The sequence below is a fragment of the Maritalea myrionectae DSM 19524 genome, assembly GCF_000423365.1.
Taxonomy (GTDB): domain Bacteria; phylum Pseudomonadota; class Alphaproteobacteria; order Rhizobiales; family Devosiaceae; genus Maritalea; species Maritalea myrionectae.
Window position 1 is genome coordinate 322,341 of the sequence record NZ_AUHV01000003.1, and the last position, 21,071, is coordinate 343,411.

Annotated in this window: 21 protein-coding genes; 12 read left to right on the forward strand and 9 right to left on the reverse strand. The window is 52.1% G+C overall.

The window, feature by feature from the left end; genetic code table 11:
- Positions 1-24 precede the first annotated feature (24 nt).
- A complete protein-coding gene (gene ypfJ, locus G549_RS0107565) occupies positions 25-936 on the reverse strand; it encodes a KPN_02809 family neutral zinc metallopeptidase (RefSeq protein ID WP_027834521.1) in 912 nt (303 codons plus the stop codon).
- 206 nt (positions 937-1,142) lie between these two features.
- Here ypfJ and G549_RS0107570 point away from each other — a divergent pair, with 206 nt between their 5' ends.
- The 3 genes from G549_RS0107570 (at position 1,143) to G549_RS0107585 (ending at position 4,657) form a co-directional block, all read left to right on the forward strand.
- Positions 1,143-3,122 (forward strand): bifunctional 2',3'-cyclic-nucleotide 2'-phosphodiesterase/3'-nucleotidase, encoded by a 1,980-nt coding sequence (locus G549_RS0107570; RefSeq protein ID WP_027834522.1) that lies wholly within the window; start codon positions 1,143-1,145, stop codon positions 3,120-3,122.
- Positions 3,123-3,293: 171 nt separating this feature from the next.
- Entirely contained in the window at positions 3,294-4,064 is a 771-nt protein-coding gene (locus tag G549_RS0107575) for an MBL fold metallo-hydrolase (RefSeq protein ID WP_027834523.1), read from the forward strand.
- 200 nt (positions 4,065-4,264) lie between these two features.
- The gene (locus G549_RS0107585; protein WP_027834524.1) at positions 4,265-4,657 is read left to right on the forward strand and encodes a GFA family protein; all 393 of its coding nucleotides are present in this window, start codon (positions 4,265-4,267) and stop codon (positions 4,655-4,657) included.
- An 18-nt stretch (positions 4,658-4,675) separates the two neighbouring features.
- Here the strand turns inward: G549_RS0107585 and G549_RS0107590 are convergent, their stop codons facing one another.
- The 3 genes from G549_RS0107590 to adh all read right to left on the reverse strand — a co-directional run bounded on the left by G549_RS0107590 (position 4,676) and on the right by adh (position 7,814).
- On the reverse strand, positions 4,676-5,764 hold the full coding sequence (locus tag G549_RS0107590; RefSeq protein ID WP_027834525.1) for an endonuclease/exonuclease/phosphatase family protein: 1,089 nt from the start codon (positions 5,762-5,764) through the stop codon (positions 4,676-4,678).
- A 147-nt stretch (positions 5,765-5,911) separates the two neighbouring features.
- Positions 5,912-6,247 carry a DUF779 domain-containing protein gene (locus G549_RS0107595; protein WP_027834526.1) on the reverse strand — a complete coding sequence of 112 codons (336 nt, stop codon included), beginning with the start codon at positions 6,245-6,247 and terminating at the stop codon, positions 5,912-5,914.
- A gap of 49 nt (positions 6,248-6,296) precedes the next feature.
- Positions 6,297-7,814 carry an aldehyde dehydrogenase gene (gene adh, locus G549_RS0107600; RefSeq protein WP_027834527.1) on the reverse strand — a complete coding sequence of 506 codons (1,518 nt, stop codon included), beginning with the start codon at positions 7,812-7,814 and terminating at the stop codon, positions 6,297-6,299.
- Between the two features lie 219 nt (positions 7,815-8,033).
- On the opposite strand from adh, the gene G549_RS0107605 reads away from it, so the two are divergent.
- Positions 8,034-8,993, forward strand: coding sequence for a GAF domain-containing protein (locus G549_RS0107605; RefSeq protein ID WP_027834528.1), 960 nt, complete (start codon positions 8,034-8,036; stop codon positions 8,991-8,993).
- 210 nt (positions 8,994-9,203) lie between these two features.
- The gene (locus G549_RS0107610) at positions 9,204-9,641 is read left to right on the forward strand and encodes a hypothetical protein (RefSeq protein ID WP_027834529.1); all 438 of its coding nucleotides are present in this window, start codon (positions 9,204-9,206) and stop codon (positions 9,639-9,641) included.
- 205 nt (positions 9,642-9,846) lie between these two features.
- Here the strand turns inward: G549_RS0107610 and G549_RS0107615 are convergent, their stop codons facing one another.
- Both G549_RS0107615 and G549_RS0107620 read right to left on the reverse strand, forming a co-directional pair.
- Complete coding sequence (locus G549_RS0107615) at positions 9,847-10,200, reverse strand: hypothetical protein (protein ID WP_156905511.1); 354 nt, start codon at positions 10,198-10,200, stop codon at positions 9,847-9,849.
- 214 nt (positions 10,201-10,414) lie between these two features.
- The gene (locus G549_RS0107620) at positions 10,415-11,395 is read right to left on the reverse strand and encodes a zinc transporter ZntB (protein ID WP_027834531.1); all 981 of its coding nucleotides are present in this window, start codon (positions 11,393-11,395) and stop codon (positions 10,415-10,417) included.
- A 154-nt stretch (positions 11,396-11,549) separates the two neighbouring features.
- Here G549_RS0107620 and G549_RS0107625 point away from each other — a divergent pair, with 154 nt between their 5' ends.
- From G549_RS0107625 to yddG, 3 genes are read left to right on the forward strand one after another with little or no spacing between them, the layout of a single operon-like run.
- The gene (locus G549_RS0107625) at positions 11,550-12,050 is read left to right on the forward strand and encodes a GNAT family N-acetyltransferase (protein WP_210162410.1); all 501 of its coding nucleotides are present in this window, start codon (positions 11,550-11,552) and stop codon (positions 12,048-12,050) included.
- A 28-nt stretch (positions 12,051-12,078) separates the two neighbouring features.
- Complete coding sequence (locus tag G549_RS0107630; protein ID WP_027834533.1) at positions 12,079-12,675, forward strand: glutathione S-transferase N-terminal domain-containing protein; 597 nt, start codon at positions 12,079-12,081, stop codon at positions 12,673-12,675.
- Positions 12,675-13,586 carry an aromatic amino acid exporter YddG gene (yddG, locus tag G549_RS19470; RefSeq protein WP_036221701.1) on the forward strand — a complete coding sequence of 304 codons (912 nt, stop codon included), beginning with the start codon at positions 12,675-12,677 and terminating at the stop codon, positions 13,584-13,586. Before G549_RS0107630 ends, yddG begins: the two co-directional genes overlap by 1 nt.
- On the opposite strand, the gene G549_RS0107640 is transcribed toward yddG, so the two are convergent.
- Entirely contained in the window at positions 13,561-14,829 is a 1,269-nt protein-coding gene (locus tag G549_RS0107640) for a serine hydrolase domain-containing protein (protein WP_027834534.1), read from the reverse strand. The genes yddG and G549_RS0107640 overlap by 26 nt on opposite strands.
- Positions 14,830-15,154: 325 nt before the next feature.
- Here G549_RS0107640 and carB point away from each other — a divergent pair, with 325 nt between their 5' ends.
- On the forward strand, positions 15,155-18,466 hold the full coding sequence (gene carB, locus G549_RS0107650) for a carbamoyl-phosphate synthase large subunit (RefSeq protein ID WP_027834535.1): 3,312 nt from the start codon (positions 15,155-15,157) through the stop codon (positions 18,464-18,466).
- A gap of 188 nt (positions 18,467-18,654) precedes the next feature.
- Here carB and G549_RS0107655 read toward each other — a convergent pair whose 3' ends face one another.
- Positions 18,655-18,879 (reverse strand): hypothetical protein, encoded by a 225-nt coding sequence (locus tag G549_RS0107655; protein ID WP_027834536.1) that lies wholly within the window; start codon positions 18,877-18,879, stop codon positions 18,655-18,657.
- Positions 18,876-19,313 (reverse strand): group III truncated hemoglobin, encoded by a 438-nt coding sequence (locus tag G549_RS0107660; protein WP_036222088.1) that lies wholly within the window; start codon positions 19,311-19,313, stop codon positions 18,876-18,878. Before G549_RS0107660 ends, G549_RS0107655 begins: the two co-directional genes overlap by 4 nt.
- A 100-nt stretch (positions 19,314-19,413) precedes the next feature.
- On the opposite strand from G549_RS0107660, the gene G549_RS0107665 reads away from it, so the two are divergent.
- The 3 genes from G549_RS0107665 (at position 19,414) to greA (ending at position 20,980) form a co-directional block, all read left to right on the forward strand.
- Entirely contained in the window at positions 19,414-19,866 is a 453-nt protein-coding gene (locus G549_RS0107665; protein WP_027834538.1) for an RrF2 family transcriptional regulator, read from the forward strand.
- 197 nt (positions 19,867-20,063) lie between these two features.
- Positions 20,064-20,276, forward strand: a complete 213-nt coding sequence (locus G549_RS0107670; RefSeq protein ID WP_027834539.1) for a cold-shock protein — start codon at positions 20,064-20,066, stop codon at positions 20,274-20,276.
- A 230-nt stretch (positions 20,277-20,506) separates the two neighbouring features.
- Positions 20,507-20,980, forward strand: coding sequence for a transcription elongation factor GreA (greA, locus tag G549_RS0107675; protein ID WP_027834540.1), 474 nt, complete (start codon positions 20,507-20,509; stop codon positions 20,978-20,980).
- Positions 20,981-21,071 lie beyond the last annotated feature (91 nt).

Here is a 21,071-nt window from a genome sequence, read left to right on the forward strand (position 1 = left end):
TTAAGCTTAATCCTTAAACTTTTATCAACCAATCGTATCGCACGCCTGCACATCGCCGGTTTTATATCCGCGTGAAAACCATTCCATGCGCTGGGCTGACGTGCCGTGGCTGAACGTCTTTGGCACGGCAAAACCTTGGGTGCGCTTTTGCAGCGTGTCATCGCCAATCTGTTCAGCAGCGTTGAGCGCTTCACGAATATCGCCGCGGTCCAACAAGTTTTGCTCACCAACATAATTGGCCCAGATCCCCGCATAGCAATCTGCCTGCAGCTCTATGCGCACCGAATAAGCATTCTCCTCTTCTTGCGGCAACGCGCCACGCAATCGATTAAATTCAGGCAATGTGCCAACCAATTGCTGCACATGATGGCCCACCTCATGCGCCAACACATAGGCTTGTGCGAAATCACCGCTCGCCCCAAATTGATCGCGCAATTGCGCGTAAAATGCCGGATCAAGATAGATCTTCTGATCACCGGGACAATAAAATGGCCCGGTGCGGGCGCTGGCCACGCCACACGGAGACGTGGTTTGCCCTGAAAACAGCACCAGCTTCGGTGGCACATAAGTCATGTCATTCTGTTCAAACACCAATGTCCAGAGATCTTCAGTCTCGGCCAGATTGACCGCGACAAAATCAAGCAACCGATCCTCACCCGCATCCGCCATGGGTAGATTATCACTTGGTCGTTGCGTGTAAGACCCGCCGCTATTGCTCAAATCGCCGCCAATTAAGCTCAGGGGATTGATCCCCAGCAGCCACGCGACACCGAGCACCACAAGCAGCATTAAAAGTCCGCCACCACCACCGCGCGCCGCGCGTCCTCGTGGCATCGGGATACGGACCCGACGGCCAGATCTGCCCCCAGAGGGCCCCGATCGCCGGCCACGGCGATCCTCAACATTGCGACTACGCCGCCGACCTTCCCATTTCATGATTCAATCATCCTCACTTAACCATCTAATTTAATTGCCACTTTCTGGAGGGCCTGTCCACTTATCCACCGCACCAAAATTAAATTTTGACCAAACTGTCAAAAATCATACATCATTCCGTCATCGAACCGCGTCAAATGTGCCCGCCAACGAAGGCCCAAGCGATCGACTTTTACTTACATCGCATTTTTCCAATGGAGGGAACTATGTCTCACTTTAACTCTATTTCTCGCCGCGCATTCCTTGCTGGCGCGGCTGGGGCAGGCACCTTGGTTGCCATGCACCCCTTTTCTGCAATGGCCAATAGCGCACAAGCACATTTGCGCTTGATGGAAACGACAGATATTCACGTCGCCATCCACCCCTATGACTATTATGCCGATCGCCCGAACGACACGATGGGCCTGGCTCGTACCGCGAGAATTATTGAAAATATTCGTGCCGAAGCCACCAACACAATGCTTGTCGACAATGGCGACCTGATCCAGGGCAACCCGATGGGCGACTATGTTGCCTATGAGCGCGGCTTTAAAGAGGGTGACCTGCACCCCATGATCGCCGCCATGAACACGCTGGGCTACGACATCGCCACCGTTGGCAACCACGAGTTCAATTATGGTCTGCCGTTCCTCGAAAAAGCACTTGCGGGCTCAAGCTTCCCATTTGTGTGCGCCAACATCGTGATGGGCACCACATTGGGTGATGATCCCACCAAAGACAAAACGCTGCTGCCGCCATTCAAGATTTTGGAAAAGCAAATCACCGATGGCGCAGGGGAAACCCACACTGTTAAAGTTGGCTTTATCGGCTTTGTGCCGCCACAAATCATGGTTTGGGATTACCAGCATCTGAACGGCAAAGTCACCACCCGTGACATTGTGCAAACAGCACAGGCCTATGTGCCTTTGATGAAAGAACAAGGCGCCGATTTGATTGTCGCCCTCTCCCACTCTGGCATTAGCGGCGAACCGCAAACTGATATGATGGGCAATGCGTCACTTTATTTGGCTGGCGTTGAGGACATTGATGTTGTGTTCACCGGCCACCACCACAATGTGTTCCCCAGCTCACAATATGACGGCATTGAAGGCGTGGACACAACCAACGGCACATTGCAGGGCAAGCCATCGGTGATGCCCGGTTTCTGGGGCTCCCATATGGGTCTGATCGATTTGTTGATCGAGAAAAGCGGCAATGAGTGGAAGATCATCTCCCACACCTCAGAAGCGCGCCCGATCTATGAGCGCATAGAACGCGAAGTCAAACCTTTGGTTGAATCTGTACCCGCTGTTCTGGCCTCCGTGCAGAAAACCCATGATGAAACGCTTGAATATGTGCGGACTGCCGTGGGCGAAACCGCAGCCAAGCTGCATTCTTACTTTGCACTCGTCGCCGACGATCCTTCGGTACAAATCGTCTCTCAAGCCCAGCTTTGGTACACCGAGCAAATGATGCGCGGCACCGAGTGGGAAGGCTTGCCCATCCTGTCCGCAGCTGCACCGTTCAAAGCCGGTGGCCGTGGTGGTCCGGATTATTATACCGACGTACCCGTCGGGCCGGTGGCCATTAAAAACGTGGCGGACCTTTACCTCTATCCAAACACCGTGCGCGCGGTGTTAATCGATGGCCGTGGCGTAAAAGAATGGTTGGAGCGCTCCGCAGGCATCTTTAATCAGGTGGAACCGGGATCAACTGATCAGAAACTGATCAATGATGAATTCCCATCTTACAATTTCGATGTGATTGACGGCGTCACCTACAAAATCGACGTGTCGCAACCGTCGAAATATCCACCACGCGGCGGCGACGCTATCAACCCGGATGCATCACGCATCGTGGATCTGCGCTACAATGGCGAACCGATCGACATGGACCAGAAGTTCGTTGTGGCCACCAACAATTACCGCGCATCTGGCGGCGGCAGCTTCCCTGGGCTTGGCGATGATGTCATCATCTTTGTGGGGCCGGACACCAACCGCGATGTGATCGTGCGCTACATCGTTGAAAAAGGCACGATCAACCCACAGGCCGATAGCAATTGGTCCCTCGCCCCTCTCGACAACACAACTGTTTTGTTTGAAACTGGTCCAAATGCAAAGGCTCATGTGGAAGACGTCACAGCGGTGAAGATCGACTATGTGGGCCAAGCGGATAGCGGGTTCGGAACCTATCGCATCACGCTGTAACGCAAACGAAATCAAGCATCCTAACCTGGCTTGTAGGGCGGCGTTTTATCACGCTGCCCTTTTTTATGCCCCAAAAAATTGAACAGTCTTTTCATAATTCAATCTTTTGTTAATCTCATCCAATCGCCACAATTCCGCGTAACAATGACATCATTACAAGGGAGGCCTAAAATGCAATTTTCAAGAAGAGACTTTTTACGCACCGGCGCTATCGTCGCTGGCGGCATCACATTTGTACCTTTTAGCGCTTTGGCAGATGGTCACAATATGCATGAGTATAAAACCGATAATGGCATGATCAAAGTTCACCCGATCAGCCACGCATCTGTGGTGTTGGAAACACCCGAGGGCGTGATTTATGTGGATACAGTTGGCGATCCAGCGCAATATGCGGATCTGCCCGCACCTGATCTCATTCTAATCACCCACGAACATGGCGATCACTATAATGCGGAAACGCTCAGCGCATTGATTGGTGATGACACAAAGCTGCTCACCAACCCGGCTGTGTTTGACATGTTGCCAGAGAACCTCACAGCAAATGCCATGCAAATCGGCAATGGTGGCGTAACCAGCTTCAATGAAGTGAATATCGAAGCTATCCCGGCATATAACACCACAGAAGAACGCAAAAACTTCCACCCCAAAGGCCGCGATAACGGCTATGTCCTCACACTGGATGGCTTCCGCCTCTATATTTCCGGCGACACGGAAGACATACCTGAAATGCGCGCGCTTGAAGATATTGATTTGGCATTTGTGTGCATGAACCTGCCCTTCACCATGGACGCAAAAGCCGCCGCTTCCGCCGTGGCAGAGTTCAAACCAAAAGTGGTTTACCCCTATCACTATCGCGGTCGTGACAATGGCACGCAAGACCCCGCAGAGTTCGCCAATATGGTTGGCGCCGCTGCTGAAGTCAAAATGGGCGATTGGTACTAATTCAAAATCACATTTTCAAAACGCGCCGCACCCAAAGACACTTGGGTGCGGTTTTTTGTTGAAGCAATGCGGCACACAACAACGATCAAAACCGCTGGCTTCAAAACAAACATTCCAGCTTGACGACTCTATTTTGTTCACTTTATGTTCCAACTGAAATTCAAATCAGTTTAACCGACATCCAAAGTGAAAGAAAAAACATGATCAAAGGAAGCTGTTGTTGCGGCACGGTGAAGTTCGAGCTCAAAAACAAACCCTCCATGCTGGGCACATGCCATTGTTCTCGCTGCCGAAAGGTGGGCGCCAGCGCGATCATCTTTGTCAAAAAAGACGATTTGGTTTGGGTGCAAGGCAAAGACCAGGTGGCCACATACAAGCCAGAAGCGCCCTATAAATATGAGCGCAATTTCTGCAAAAACTGCGGCACGTCACTGGGCGAAATTCTTTCAAATGACGATAGCTTCCCCATCGCTGCCAATGCGATCGACAGCGAACTTGATCTGAAAAACCAGATGCATGAATTCGTCGCCGAAAAACCCTCATGGTATGAAATTTGCGATGAGGCCGCGCGAAATATGGAGCACCCTGCCTAGGCCGGGCGCACCAAGAGCTTAGAGCGCAATGTGCGCCACCACCGGATAATGGTCCGATATTTGATAATATTTCGGGCCATCATCACCAATCTGGCGTAAAATATCCGCATCCTTCACCCAATCATCCGGCCCATTGCGGCTGTAAAGAATGTGGTCAATCCACACCCGATGATAGGTGTGGTTAAATATCGGATCGGCAAACGAGGTTGTGGAATTATCTTCAAAGTTCAGCCGCGCCTTGTCTTTATCGCTCAACCGATCAAATAGCGCATTGCCCAGCACCAAATCCGGGTGCCACACCGAGCCCATCAGGCTTTCCACCCCGCTCGCTTTTAGCTTCATTTCGCTGGTGTCAAAACCGGGGCCATCATTAATGTCACCGCACACGATCAACGGGATATCTTTGGTCTCGTCGTCCGATAAATAGCCGTCCAAAAACGCCATGCGAAACTGCCGACATTGCGCCAGCAACCGTTCCCGGTTCGCATCCGCCATCGCCCACCAGCGCGACCATTCATGGGCCGAAAAAATGCCCTTGCTTTTGAGGTGCAGCCCCACCACGCGAAAGATTTTGCCATCCACCAACTTGATTTCAGCATAGACGGGACGCCGCTCAAACCGAAACCATTCGGGGATTTTATCGGTGCCCACATCCATCCAGAACGGCTCGCTCGCCTCAAAAATTGCGCCGCTATTCTCATCCATGCTGTCAAAAATGCGCATCGGCGTTGGCGCATCAAACTTGTTGCCATCAACGCGCACCGCAATGCCCACACATTGCGACGAACTCCACACATCCGTGCGGCCCGGCCCGTTGATTGATTTCGACGTCTGGATAAAACATTGCCAATCGCCGGGGGCCAGCTCATCAAACAAAAGCTGCAATTCTTCAGTTTTGTTCGGCCCCTCCACAATTACCATCAAATCGGCATTGATATGCTGCAACGCCAACGCAATATCGGCCTTGCGTTCGGCAATGGTCACCTTCTTGTTGCGATCCGCGAAATCAGCATCATCTTTAAAAACGCTCGGTGCGCCATTGCTGCCACCGGTGAAAAGATTATTCAGCCACTCCATATTCCATACGGCAAATTTAATCTCCGCCATGAGATCCCTCCCTGCCAAAGTAAAAATAAAAAACGCGCACTAAAATAGGGGCGCATCTTACCAGAAAAATGACGGGGATAAATATGGTCCGATGCGGGGGTACGCACCGGACCATGCTGCTCAAACCCTAGGAAGGAGAGAGTGAAACTAAAGCGAGCAAATTTCTGAACGCGTGAGAAAGCGTTTCTCGCGTCCATTGTCGAGGGAAAACATGCCGCCACGTCCGGGCACCACGTCGATGATCAAATTGGTGTGCTTCCACGCCTCAAATTGATCGCCGCCAATATAGAAGGGCGCACCGCCAATCTCACCCAACAGCACATCATCATCGCTGATCATCAGATCCCCCTGCGCATAGCACATGGGCGAAGAACCGTCGCAACAGCCGCCGGATTGATGAAACATGATCGGGCCGTGATCGCGCTTGATCTCTTCAATCAATTCAAGCGCCGCATCCGTCGCGGTAACCTTTTGCTGTGTCATGTTGCCCCCTCAAGGAATGGGGCTGATCGCTCAGCCCCGCACCGTTCGATCAAAAGAAACCAAGCTTTTGTGGCGCATAGCTCACCAGCATATTTTTGGTTTGCTGATAATGATCCAGCATTTTCAAATGGTTCTCACGGCCAATGCCAGATTGCTTATAGCCACCAAACGCCGCATGGGCTGGGTAAGCATGGTAGCAGTTGGTCCACACGCGACCGGCCTGAATGGCGCGACCAAAGCGATAGCAAGTGTTCGCATCGCGGCTCCACACGCCAGCACCCAGGCCATAAAGCGTGTCATTGGCAATGGAAAGCGCCTCATCATTGTCCTTAAAGGTGGTCACAGACACAACAGGTCCAAAAATCTCTTCTTGGAAAATGCGCATCTTGTTATCGCCTTTAAACACGGTCGGCTGAACGTAATAGCCGTTCTCCAGATCACCGCCCAAATGCGCCTGCCCGCCACCGGCAAGCACTTCCGCGCCTTCCTGACGGCCAATATCGAGATAAGACAAGATTTTCTCAAGCTGCTCTGATGACGCCTGCGCGCCAATCATCGTGGCTGAATCCAGTGGGTTACCCTGCACAATCGCGTTCACCCGCTTCAAAGCCCGCTCCATAAATTCATCATAAATGTCTTCATGGATCAGTGCACGGCTTGGGCAGGTGCACACTTCGCCCTGGTTCAGCGCAAACATCACAAAGCCTTCAATCGCCTTGTCGAAATAATCATCATCCTCGCGGGTGACATCTTTAAAGAAAATGTTCGGAGACTTGCCGCCCAATTCCAGCGTCACTGGAATGATGTTCTGGCTGGCATATTGCATGATCAGGCGGCCTGTTGTGGTCTCGCCAGTAAAGGCGATTTTGGCAATCCGCTTGCTGGACGCCAAAGGCTTGCCCGCTTCAAGGCCGAACCCGTTCACCACGTTCAGCACGCCCTTCGGCAACACATCCGCGATCAATTCCAGCAACACCATGATGGAGGCCGGGGTTTGCTCCGCTGGCTTTAGCACCACGCAGTTGCCCGCAGCCAATGCCGGGGCCAGTTTCCACGTCGCCATCAAAATCGGGAAGTTCCACGGAATGATCTGCCCCACAACGCCCAATGGCTCATGGAAGTGATAGGCAATCGTGTCATTGTCGATTTCGGCAATCGAGCCTTCCTGCGCCCGGATCACCCCACCAAAATAGCGGAAATGGTCAATCGCCAACGGCAAATCAGCGGCGGTTGTTTCGCGGATCGGCTTGCCATTGTCCCATGTCTCGGCTTCCGCCAACAGGTCCAGATTGGCTTCCATAATGTCCGCAATCTTGTTGAGCATCACCGCCCGCTCTGCCTGGCTGGTGCGGCCCCAGGCATCTTTCGCCGCATGCGCTGCATCCAGCGCCGCTTCAATATCCGCTTCATTCGAGCGCGCCACTTCGCACAGCACTTGGCCATTCACCGGCGAGGTGTTTTCGAAATATTTGCCAGATTTCGGCTCCACAAATTCACCATTGATGAAGTTGCCATATTTCGCTTTGTAGATGCGCGATGCAGATTTGGTAATATCAATCTTGTTCATTCTATCCTCCTCAAATCCCTTTCTCCCAAAAGGGGTGAAGATCACCATGCATGGGGCACTAACCAAGGTCAGCCCATCCACAACATCGCACCGTCTCAACCTGTCTCACTTTCGCGACAGATTGGGTCGCAAATCGCCTTCCACACCCCCAGAGCGGATTTACCCCCCTATTGCAGCGCAATCTCTTCTGCTAATCTTTTAGCTGGGAGGACTTTGATAATGGCAACCACGCGTTCGCATGCGGATTATGTCCGTTCAATTGTCGAAAAAGATCGCAGTGCAACTCAGTCTAGTTTGGCCGCATCCTGGCGACGTTCCATGCTGCATTATGGCCTAACGCCAGAGCAGAAACTACGCGCCGAACAAGTATCCAGCACCGAGCTGGGCGAAGCGCTTGGCCAACTCGATTTTCTGATGCATGTGGCCCGCCCCACCCTCGAAAAGCTATTCCAAACCGTCAGCCAATCCGGCTGCTGCGTCGTACTGTCCGATATGGATGGGGTTATTCTCAACGCCCATTCGCAAGCGGGCGACGATATGATGTTCAACCAATGGGGCCTCACCAAAGGCGCTATTTGGAGCGAAGCCAACCAAGGCACCAATGGCATTGGCACCTGCGCGGCAGAGCAACGCCCGGTGGTCATCCACCGCGACCAGCATTTCAAAAGTCAAAACACCATGATGAGCTGCATGGGCGCGCCAGTCTTTGATAATGAAGGCAAAATGATCGCCGTACTCGACATTTCCAGTTGCCGCAACGACATGACCAGCGGCATCGCCCATGTGTTCGGCAAGGTGGTGGCCGACACCGCCCAGCGCATCGAGCAAGACTATTTCCGCGCCACTTATAACGATGCACGGGTCATCATTGCCCCCACCGAGGATTTGAACGCCACCGCTCTGTTCGCTGTCGATCAAGACGATCTCGTCATCGGTGCCAACCGCCACGCCCGCCGCGCCTTCGGCGTCGATCAGGCCATGCTGGCCGACCCAACGCCCATCAGTGATATTGTGCAAACAGGCGAGGCCCGAACCAATCTGCAAAGCGCCGAAAAGTCAGAATTCCGCCGCGCCCTCGCCCGCACCAAAGGCAACGTCTCCCTCGCCGCCAAAGACCTAGGCATCAGCCGCGCCACCATGTACCGCCGCATGCAGAAGCTGGGTATCTCGTCGAACTAAGCGGGGCTGCACACAAAAATGGCGCAGATCATTTCTGCGCCTTTTGCTTGCTGATTTGTCTCAACTCTGCGCCAGAAAACTTTTTTCCACAGCGCCGAGTCTCAATTCTGAGACAGAATGAAGCCTAAAAATTCGCAGCTTCCATTTTTGGTCAAAAGAGAGATAAGTTAAACACTAAACTCAACAGAAATTGCTCTGAAACCTATACTCATGGAAATCTTAGTTCTACTAGCATTCGGCTTTGTCGCTCTAACTATCTGGCAGATAAAGTGGCTATACGAAGTCACCCCGACCAACCCGAAAATGAACAAAACGCCAGAACAACTCAGAAATGAGACCTACGCCACTAAGGCTAGGGTTGTCATCTCCACGGCATTGCTTTTGATATTTGCGCTGGCCACTCTCGTCTTGCTTGAATTGGAAGAAGATTTTCTAGCTATGATGTCTGGTTTCGGTTTTTTTATTTGCTTCGCGTTCACCATCGGCTCAACTATGACGACTTTTCTTTATATAGTTTTCGACAAAAAGGGACGATATGCGTTCGGCAAGAATTTCTCGAACGGCAGTGAGCTCTATGTCGGCAATGTTCCCTTCGGAAGCAAATTTATCATAAGAGAAGTGATCACCGATGGTTCCGACACCAAATAAAGGTGCTCACTACACCCCAATTTGAAAAGTGCCGGAAAGTCAAAATTCCGCCGCGCACTCGCCCGCACCATTGGCAATGTTTCCATCGCCGCCAAAGACCTAGACATCAGCCCGCGCCACCATGTACCGCCGCATGCAAAAGCTGGGGCTGAATAGCAACTAGGCGGCGCTTAAATTTCGCCGCTATTTCACCTCGCAAAAAGCTTCAAACACCATCATCGCATAACTGTGAGCGTAGTGTGGTAATTGCTTGAGCCGGAACCCTTTCAGCATTCAGAAACCCGCCAGTAGCAAGCCATTCGGAGTTCTTTGGATTTAGGCAATCAACCTGAAGAATGCCAAAAAAATCTCCATGCTTTCCGTCGCCGCGTATGAATACCTCATAGGTTTCATTATACGCGCTGTAATCGGCAGGCGTTGCATACCACCATTGTTTATAGGGAGGCGGTAAATCCTCTGTGTCTTCGAGCAGCAAAAACGTCTCACCCGCCTGCGTGTCAGTCGCCAAACCGAAGACAGAAGCCAATAAAAGCATAGAAACAACCAAATGTTTTTTCATATCTAGTGCCTTTTTGGTTTTCGAACCCCAGTTTCGCACCTCAAGGCCGAAAAATTGCGATTCGAAGCCAATCCAATGTAATGCGCAAAATATGTTCATAGTATCGGCGAACTGTCCGAGAGCTAGCGGTGTCGGTTCAGGTTCGGAACAACCCGTTATCGAACAAACCGTTTATCCACAGCACCGAGTCTCAACTCTGAGACAGTTTGAGACCTCAAAATAACTTCAACTTTTTAAAGATCAAATATTCGATCCCGAACACAAACAAAATAAACCCACAAACCACGGCAAAACCGAAAGGGTTGTCCATAAGTGGCACGCCACCAACATTCATGCCCAACAGCCCAGTCAAAAAACCGACAGGCAGAAAGAACGCCGCCACAATGGTCAGGACCAGCATTTGCTTGTTCATAAATTCGGCCCGTTCATCCAAGATTTGATCGTGGATGATTTGCGCCCGATCGCGAATTGAATCCAATTCCTCACACACACGAGTTACCCGCTCCACCGCTTCCCGCAAATGACTGAGCGTCAATTTGGAAATCCAGCTAAAGCCTTCCAATTCAAATGTCGTCAACGCATCACGCTGAGGAAACATATACCGGCGCAATATAATTGAAGAGCGCCTGATTTCGGCTAGATGGCGGCGCACCGCTGGCATTTCTGCATCCGCGAGGTTCTCTTCCACCCCATCAACTTGCTCATTGAGCTCAGCCACGACCGGCTCCACCCGATCAGCAAGCCGCAGCGCGAAAACGGCCACCAAATCTCCCGAAGTTTTCGGCGCCCGCCCGCTGGTGATCATATCCACCACATCGTCAATCGCTTTAAGGCGCCGAATGCCACAACTGATCACGCGGTTTTGCTCAACCCAAATGCGGATGGAAATCATGTCTTCAGGTTCCGCACCCTCGTTCAGATTTACACCCCGCAAAATCAGAATGGCACCCTTCTCGCTGGGCGTGCACCGCGGCCGCGTCTCTTCTGCTGAAAGCGCATTCACAACAAGCGGGTCCAGATCTTGCTCATTCAAGACAGACCGAAGCTGGTCGATATTGCCCTGCACATGAACCCATTTGAAGCCCTGCGCCGATGATGCCTTATCTGCTGCGGAGGTGGCATTTACATCAAGTTTCTTCGATGTGCCATCTTTGAATATGTCATACGCAAATGCGAAATTTTGATCAGTTGTCATGGCGCAAGAATAACAACTAATGCGTCATTTGAAATGACATTCTTATCCCAAAGCGCAAATTTCAGTTCGTGGCGGGCCACAGATATTGCGCGCGTTCATCACGCTAAGCCCAAGTTTTAATTGCGCACACCAGTGCTGTGATTTATCTATTTCCGTGACTCAAACTCTCCGCATTCCCTCAGGTCTCATCATGTCCAATCTCACCATTCGCCCCGCTACCCGCGACGACATCGCGACCATTTTGGCCCTATCGATCGGCGGCAACGCGCCGGGGCGGGTGAATATTGATGATGCGGACGAGGCCGATAATGATGACTATCAGCGTGCTTTTGATTTGATCGAGCAAGACCCGAACAACATGTTCTTCATCGCCGAACTGGATGGTGAGAAAATCGGCTGCATGCAGATCAATTTGCTGCAAGGTTTGGCGGGGCGCGGTCGCCTGCGGGCGCAATTGGAAGGCGTCCATATTCGCGCGGACCGGCGTGGCCAAGGCCTGGGCGGCGAAATGATCGAGTGGGCGATTGCCTTCGCCAAATCGAAAGGCGCGGGCATGGTGCAGCTGACCTCCTCAAAAAATCGTCCTGAAGCCCACCGCTTTTATGAACGTTTGGGCTTTGACCGCTCCCATGAAGGCTTTAAATTGTCGCTCTGAAACGGAATTTCTCCAAAGGCTTGCTGTTATGAAACTCTTGATCTCACATGCATCCCCCTACGCCCGCAAATGCCGCGTTACCGCACTTGAGAAAGGCATTCAAGGCATTGAAGAGCTGCATGTCAGCCCGTTGGACGAGCCCGAAAAGCTAAATCATCTCAATCCGCTGGGCAAAATTCCTTGCCTCATCTATGGCGAAAACAAAACCCTGTTCGATAGCCCGGTGATCTGCGCCTATTTTGATGAAATCGGCGAAGGCCCGCGCCTGATGCCGAAGGACGGCAATGCCCATTGGGCCATGCGGCGACATGAAGCACTGTTCGATGGGCTTTTGGATAGCGCGTTAAATATTGTCATTGATTTGCGAAAGCCCGAAGAGCAGCACTCCGAGCAATGGCAGCAACGCTGGGGCTGCGCCATTGATCGCGCGCTCTCGCAGGCCCAAAACGAGCTGGACAAGATTGAAGGCGATCTGTCGACAGCGCAAATCGCGCTGGCCTGCGCCATCGGCTATTTGCATTTCCGTTTGGGCAAGCATGATTGGCTTGCGCCCTATCCCTATTTGAATGAATGGTATGAAGCGTTTGCGCAGCGCCCATCCATGCAGGCGACACAACCGAAATAATGACTCGCAATCAGGCCACACTCATTGGCGCAACATCCATCTTGAATTGGTCGTTTCTGGCACTCTTTACGGCCGCCAGCGGGCGTGTGCCGCCCTTCCAACTGTGTGCCATGGCTTTTGCGATTGGCGCCTTGGTTGGTGCCACCAGATGGGTCAAAAACCCAAACGCCATAAAGCAGATGAAACAACCTGTCTTGGTATGGCTGCTCGGCATTGGTGGCCTGTTCGGCTACCATTTCTTCTATTTCACGTCCTTGCGCAACGCCCCGCCGGTGGATGCTGGCTTGATCAACTATTTATGGCCTTTGCTGATCGTCCTGTTTTCGGCGCTGTTGCCAGGCGAAAAGCTTAAACCGCATCACGTCTTGGGGGCGTTGTTGGGTCTCGGCGGCGCAGTGCTTATCGTCACCAAAGGCCGCGGCATCGAAGTCGACCCGCGATATGCCTTTGGCTATGCGATCGGCATATGTGGCGCGCTCACATGGTCAAGCTATTCTGTGTTGTCACGACGGGTTGCGCACGTGCCCACAAATGCCGTCACTGGCTTTTGCGCGGCCACGGCGGTCCTGTCATTCTTTTGCCATTTGATTTGGGAGCAAACGGTGTGGCCCGCCGATTTTGGGCAATGGCTGGCCGTGCTCGGTCTTGGCCTAGGCCCCTTGGGCATTGCCTTTTACACATGGGACTTGGGCATGAAAAAAGGCGATATCCAATTGCTCGGCGCAGGCGCATATCTTGCCCCGCTCCTGTCAACGCTCATCCTGATCGGCTTCGGCATGGGCGAATTTTCGTGGGCCATTGGCGCCGCATGTGTGCTCATCACCGTGGGCGCGTTAATCGCGTCCAAGGATATGATCCGACGCAAAAAGCCATTGCCGCAACCGCCTAACGTGCAATCGCCCCCAACTTAGCCGCCAGTTCATCCCCCATGGTGCGCCCCAAATAGGTGCTGTTGGCGAGGGCAATAACCGCTTTGCCCGCATCTGGATAAAGGCGGATCATGGCCACATGGCCCATGCCCCCACCGCCGTGAATGGCGACTTTGCCCTGCTCTGTGTCTTTCAGATAAAAGCTCAAACCAAACTCAACACCTTCGCTGTCGGGCACAGGGCTAGACGCTGCCGCCACAATCGGCTGTACCATCCGATCCACATTCTGTGCCGTGATCAACCGCTGGCCATCATGGACCCCGCCGTTCAACAACAGGCGCAAAAACTTTTCCAAATCTTCGATTGGGCCAATCAAGCCTGTCGCCCCCTTTTGGTCGCTATAGACGTGATTGAAACTCATCATGCCGGCATCATGCGATCGAATAGCACGATCCATATCCACAAATTGCCCCGCCAACAGGCTCATAAAATCGCGCGGATGGGTGCCGATGGCTTCATCTTCCGCCATAAGATCTGAATAGGCAAAGCCGGTCCGGTCCATGCCCAACGGCTCCAATATCGCTTCGGTCACATATTGCTCGTACGGCACGCCAGCGGCTTTTTCAATCACGGCGGCAAGCACCAAATATCCCATATTGGAATAATGCCCTTCCGCCCCCGGCGCCGCCAACATCCCATTATGCTCTGGCAGTTTTTCGGCTAAAAACTTTGTTTGGTTAGGATGCGGGTCGCCATCAAAATGAACCCAGCCCAAAATAGCGGGGCCAACATCTTTTAGGCCAGACGAATGGGACAGGAGCTGCTTGATGGTGATGCTTTGGGAAGCGGCTTTATCTTCCAGCTCGAAAAACGGCACATATTGTTGCACCCGATCATCAAGTGAAAGCTTGCCCTGCTCTTCCAGTTCCACAATGGCGACCATGGTAAAAAGCTTGGTCAGCGACCACCACTGAAACACAGATTGTCGTGTGATCTCGCGGCCACTCGCCACATCGGCCACGCCATATTCGGCGGCATATTGAATGCCCTCACGATCAATCACCGAGACAGCAATGCCCGGCGGCGCATTTTGCTCAACAGCTTGTTGCAGCTTTTCGCCGATCTCCTCGTAGGATGATGCCTGTTCCGGCAAATCTAATTGCGGCGGCATAACGGGATAGCGCAGCACAAACGCGCCAATGGCCAAAATCAGAATCACAAGGATTGATATCGCAATATGCTGCCAGCGCATTTTATGTCCCGCCTCTGGTTGGTCTGTTTCCAAGGAAATGGGCGCGAAATTTGTTTTATCAAGGATTGAAGGTGTGAATTGCCCTCAGTGCCACACTTACGCACGCATAGAGGCACCCCAAACGCCAACTACGAATACGCGGCAACGCCCGTTATTCCACGACGAAAAACCTCCGAAAATGGCGCATATTCAAAAGAATCCTAAAACTAATGCGACAAAACAAAAATTTTCTCCGCCTTTGGGGTTTCCCTTTTGCATTTTTGCGCCTAAAACGCCCGCTTAGCCACATATTTATGAATCGCAACCCAGCACATTGGTTCCTTGCATACCAACGTGTTGAATGATGCCGAGTGATGCTATGCCAAAACGTGAAGATATCTCCTCCATTCTAATTGTCGGTGCCGGACCCATTATTATTGGTCAGGCCTGCGAATTTGACTATTCAGGCACCCAAGCCTGTAAAGCCCTGAAGGCGGAGGGATACCGAATAATTTTGGTCAACTCCAACCCGGCCACCATCATGACCGACCCGGACATGGCGGATGCGACCTATATGGAGCCCATCACCCCGGAAGTGGTGGCCAAGATCATTGAAAAAGAACGCCCCGATGCGATTCTCCCCACCATGGGCGGCCAAACCGCGCTGAACTGTGCCCTTTCCCTGCGCAAAATGGGCGTGTTGGAAAAATATAATGTGGAAATGATCGGCGCGACAGCCGAAGCGATTGATAAAGCGGAAGACCGTGAATTGTTCCGCGCCGCGATGGACAAGATCAATCTTGAAACCGCTAAATCCATGTTGGCCCACAACATCACGGAAGCGATGGAAGCACTCGAATTTGTTGGCTTGCCAGCCATCATTCGCCCATCCTTCACCATGGGCGGCACTGGCGGTGGCGTGGCCTACAACCGCGAGGAATATCTCTCGATCGTGGAAGCAGGCATTGATGCATCCCCGACCAACGAGGTGTTGGTTGAAGAAAGCATCATCGGCTGGAAAGAATATGAGATGGAAGTTGTCCGCGATAAAAAGGACAATTGCATCATCATCTGCTCCATCGAAAACATCGACCCAATGGGCGTGCACACGGGCGACAGCATCACCGTGGCGCCTGCGCTTACCTTGACGGATAAAGAATATCAGATCATGCGCGACGCCTCTTTGGCCGTTCTGCGCGAAATCGGTGTGGAAACAGGCGGCTCGAACGTACAGTTCGCCGTGAACCCTGCCGATGGCCGTTTGATCGTGATTGAAATGAACCCCCGCGTGTCGCGTTCATCTGCGCTGGCTTCGAAAGCCACCGGCTTCCCAATCGCCAAAGTTGCTGCGCGCTTGGCCGTGGGCTACACCTTGGACGAGCTTGAAAACGACATCACCGGCGGCGCAACCCCGGCCAGCTTCGAACCAAGCATCGACTATGTGGTCACCAAAATTCCACGCTTTGCCTTTGAGAAATTCCCGGGCTCTGACCCTCGACTGACCACAGCCATGAAGTCTGTGGGCGAAGCGATGGCCATTGGCCGGACCTTCCAGGAGAGCTTCCAAAAAGCCTTGCGCTCTTTGGAAACAGGCTTGTCTGGCTTTAACGAAATCGACATTAAGGGCCTTGGCGCTGGCGACGACAAAAATGCCGTGCGCGCGGCACTTGGCACACCAACACCAGACCGGATTTTGGTGGTGGCACAAGCCATGCGGCTTGGTTTTGACGATGAGTTTATCTTCCGCGCCTGCGCCATCGACCCATGGGTCTTGGAGCAAATCCGCGGCATTGTCGAAATGGAAGCCAAAGTGCTTGAGCATGGCCTGCCCGACAACGCCCAGCAAATGCGCAAGCTGAAAAGCATGGGCTTTTCTGATGCGCGCTTGGCGGATCTGTCCGGCAAAAAGCCACGCGAAATCAAGGTCATCCGTGATGAGCTTGACGTGCATCCGGTTTACAAACGCATCGACACCTGCGCGGCAGAATTCGCCTCACCGACAGCCTATATGTACTCCACATATGAAGTGCCATTCGCGGGCGAATTGGTCAACGAAGCCCATCCGAGTGATCGCAAGAAAATCGTCATTTTGGGCGGCGGTCCAAACCGGATTGGCCAAGGCATCGAGTTTGACTATTGCTGCTGTCACGCCTCCTTCGCTTGCGCAGAAGCAGGCTATGAAACCATCATGGTCAACTGTAACCCCGAAACAGTGTCCACCGACTATGACACTTCAGATCGCCTCTATTTCGAGCCGCTCACCAAAGAAGATGTGTTGGAAATTCTGCGCACCGAACAGTCCAAAGGCACTTTAGCTGGTGTGATCGTGCAGTTCGGTGGTCAAACACCGCTTGGCCTTGCCAACGACATTAAGCGCGCAGGCTTCCCAATCCTCGGCACTCAGCCTGAAATGATTGATTTGGCCGAAGATCGGGACCAGTTCAAAAAGCTATTGAACGACCTCGACTTGACCCAGCCGTCAAACGGCATTGCCCACTCGCTGGAGCAAGCGCGGATCGTGGCGGAAAACATTTCTTATCCGCTGGTTATCCGCCCATCCAACGTGTTGGGTGGCCGCGCCATGGTCATCGCGCACAATTCGGATGAGTTCGAAGATTATGTGCAAGGCACCCTCACCGAGTTGGTGCCCCCGCATATTCGCCAAAAATACCCCAACGACAAAACTGGCCAGATCAACTCTGTGCTGGCCGAAGGCCCGTTGCTGTTCGATAGCTATCTTGGCGGCGCCATCGAGATTGATGTGGATGCCCTGTGCGACGGCAAAGACGTGTTTGTTGCTGGCATCATGGAGCACATTGAAGAAGCAGGCGTCCACTCTGGTGACAGTGCATGTACCCTGCCGCCACGCTCGCTGGATGAGAAAACTATTGCCGAAATCAAACGCCAGACCACAGATCTCGCACTTGCGCTTGGTGTGGGCGGTTTGATGAATGTGCAATACGCCCTCAAAGATGGCCAGCTCTATGTCCTCGAAGTGAACCCACGCGCTTCGCGTACGGTGCCATTCGTTGCCAAAGTGATTGGCTATCCGGTCGCCGCAATCGCGTCGCGGATCATGGCGGGCGAAAGCCTGGCCAGCTTTAATCTGAAAGAGCGTAAGCTGAAGCACATTGCCGTAAAAGAAGCGGTCTTCCCGTTCGCGCGATTCCCCGGCGTCGATACAGTTTTGGGGCCAGAAATGCGCTCTACAGGCGAAGTGATTGGCTTGGATAATGATTACGCCATCGCGTTCGCGAAAAGCCAGTTGGGCGGCGGCACCAAGGTGCCAAAGTCCGGCACAGTGTTCGTGTCCGTGCGTGATCAGGATAAAGCGGCAATCCTTGCGTCTATCCAAAAGCTGCAGGAAACCGGCTTTAAGGTGATCGCCACCAGCGGTACTCGTCGCTTCCTGTCTGAAAATGGCATTGAGTGCGAAAAGGTCAATAAAGTGCTTGAGGGTCGACCACACATTGTCGACGCCATGAAAAACGGTGAAGTGCAGCTGGTGATCAACACCACCGAAGGGGCACAAGCCCTGCGCGACAGCCGCGATTTGCGGCGCACCGCATTGCTGAATAAAATCCCTTACTACACCACAATCGCCGGCGCGATTGCGGCTGTTGAAGGCATTGTTGCCTACTCTACTGACAATGTGAAGGTAACATCGGTTCAAGACTATTTTGCCGCATAAAGCAAAAAAAGTGGGCAGCCCGACCAATAGGCTGCCCACATTGCATGCACAAGACCAACGGCGTGAGATCTTAAAGGGCGCCTATCAAGTCAGTGCAAACCATGCCCAAATATAAAGAGGCATGGGTGCAAATCCCCAAAGCAAAAGCCAGGGGGCCATCAGGAGAAATCGGTGAAAAGGAGAATGCATCATCCGATCACTCCTAATATGTAGAGCAATGTCACCACCACGAGCACAGATTTCCAAAACCAAAAACCCGTCTTGGCGGCCAGAATAAACTGCCGCCCCACCGGATCTCGGCTCAGCGCGATCTGCGGCTCGTTAAAGTGTTTCCGTTCAGAAAACACGACGATGACGAAAACGCTCATCATCAAAACGGTCAATCCCATGAAGGCGTAAACAACATACATCATGACGATATTCCCAATTCTTCGTCTGGATCGTAAAACATGCCCATCATAAGGCTGCGCGCAATATTGCGGGCGCGGTCCTGAAAGAAAGCCTTCGCCTCTGGGGTGGGGGCAACCTCATCCAAATTTTCGTCAAAAAGCTGCAACCAACGGGCGAAATGCGTTTTGGTCACATTTTTCAGCTTTAAGTGCGCAGGCATGGGGCGGCCTTCATATTCCCCTGTTTTCAGGGCAATCGCGCGCCAAAACTGCTTCATCTTGACCAAGTGCGGCTCCCATTGATCCTGAATCACCGCATCAAAGATGGGCCCCAACTCCGCGTCATTGCGCACCTTGGTGTAAAAGCCATCGACCATCTGAGACACAAATTCCGCGTCGATTCCATAGGACTTGGCCTGGCGACGATAATTCTCTCGATGGACCTGCGCAAAACTCATTTGAAACACTTTCCAAAACATGTATATTAAATGCATCTTTACAAAAACAGGCCGAGAACGCAACCTCAAATTTGGCCAATTCGAATGAGTGAGACAATTTGTGCATCTAACGTCGCAAACAGATTATAGCCTTCGCCTTCTGATGCTCTTGGGCATGGTGGCCCCCAACAAAATGACCATTTCTCAGGTTGCCAACATATTGAAGCTCAAGAGAAACCATCTCACAAAGATTGTGCATCACCTCGCCAAGCACGACATTTTGCACACTTCACGCGGCAAATCCGGCGGCATCAGCTTAAGTGAAGTCGCACCAGACAAAACAATCACCGAGCTCATTCGCATTTCTGAGCCCAATTTTGCTCTCGTGGAATGCCTCGATAGAAAAAAATGTGCATGCGAATTTGCCGGATATTGCGAATTGACTGCCCTGTTTACTTCGGCCCGCACCGCTTTCTTTGATGTGCTGAGCGATAAAACTTTGGGCGATATTATCAGAAGCAAAAAACAATCATCACCGTTACTTAATAAACGAATTGTTGCTGAAAGCATGTGAATTTTATTCGCATTTCCATTCTGTTTTGACTTGAAAATGTCACAAATAAATCTTACCCTTAAAAAATCGACTATTGGCCGAACGACCTGGCCGGAGCTACCTCCGCGAACGAAACCGTTTCTACCAACATCGATTACAGCCTCAGTGCAATCGATGCATTGGGGAAACTGGCACTAAATTCGCGAAAGGAATACATTATGCCTCAAGGTACAGTTAAATGGTTCAACACCCAAAAGGGTTATGGCTTTATTCAACCAGATGATGGCGGCAACGACGTGTTTGTACACATCTCTGCTGTTCAAAAAGCTGGCATGGCTCAGTTGGACGAAGGTCAAAAATTGTCATACGAGATTCTGCAAGACCAACGTTCTGGCAAATCATCTGCTGGCGAGCTGGTTGCAGCTGACTAAATTTGGCGTTTTGCCAGATTTATGCCACCATTGACAGATTATGGTGGTCACACCACATTTAATCGCGACTTGTCATTCGGCCAGTCGCGGTTTTAAATTTAACAAGTATTGCGGCTCCACAATGCGGGGCCGATTTTTCGTTTAGCGACCGTTTGCAACAGACCAATTTGGTCGGGCTTGCCCGGCCAGAACAAGATTTGTGTAAGCGCAACTAAAAGGATGTGAGCTTTATGGACAAAATCCCTATGACCGTTTCCGGTCACCAGGCCTTGCGCGAAGAACTGAACAATCGCTTGTCAGTTGAACGCCCGCGCATCATCCAAGATATTTCTGAAGCGCGCGCCCATGGCGACCTGTCAGAAAACGCCGAGTATCATGCGGCAAAGGAACAACAAAGCCTCAATGAAGGCCGCATTCAGGAGCTTGAGAGCATCCTGACACTTGCGGATGTCATTGATGTGTCAAAATTGAGCGGCGACACCGTTAAGTTTGGCGCCACTGTTTTGCTGATTGACGAAGATACAGAATTGGAAAAAACCTACCAGATCGTTGGCGACCCTGAAGCCGACGCCAGCGCAGGTCGAATTTCCATTTCGTCCCCCATTTCACGTGCATTGATTGGCAAAGAAGTTGGCGACAGCGTTGAAGTCACGGCCCCTGGCGGTGCTCATTCATACGAAATCTTGGAAATTAAATATATCTAATGCCATCGGCATTGTGAGACAAATTGCCCCGGCTTTCACGAAAGCCGGGGTTTTCTTTTCTCTTTTTGTGCACGCCGCATCGCCGCTGCTT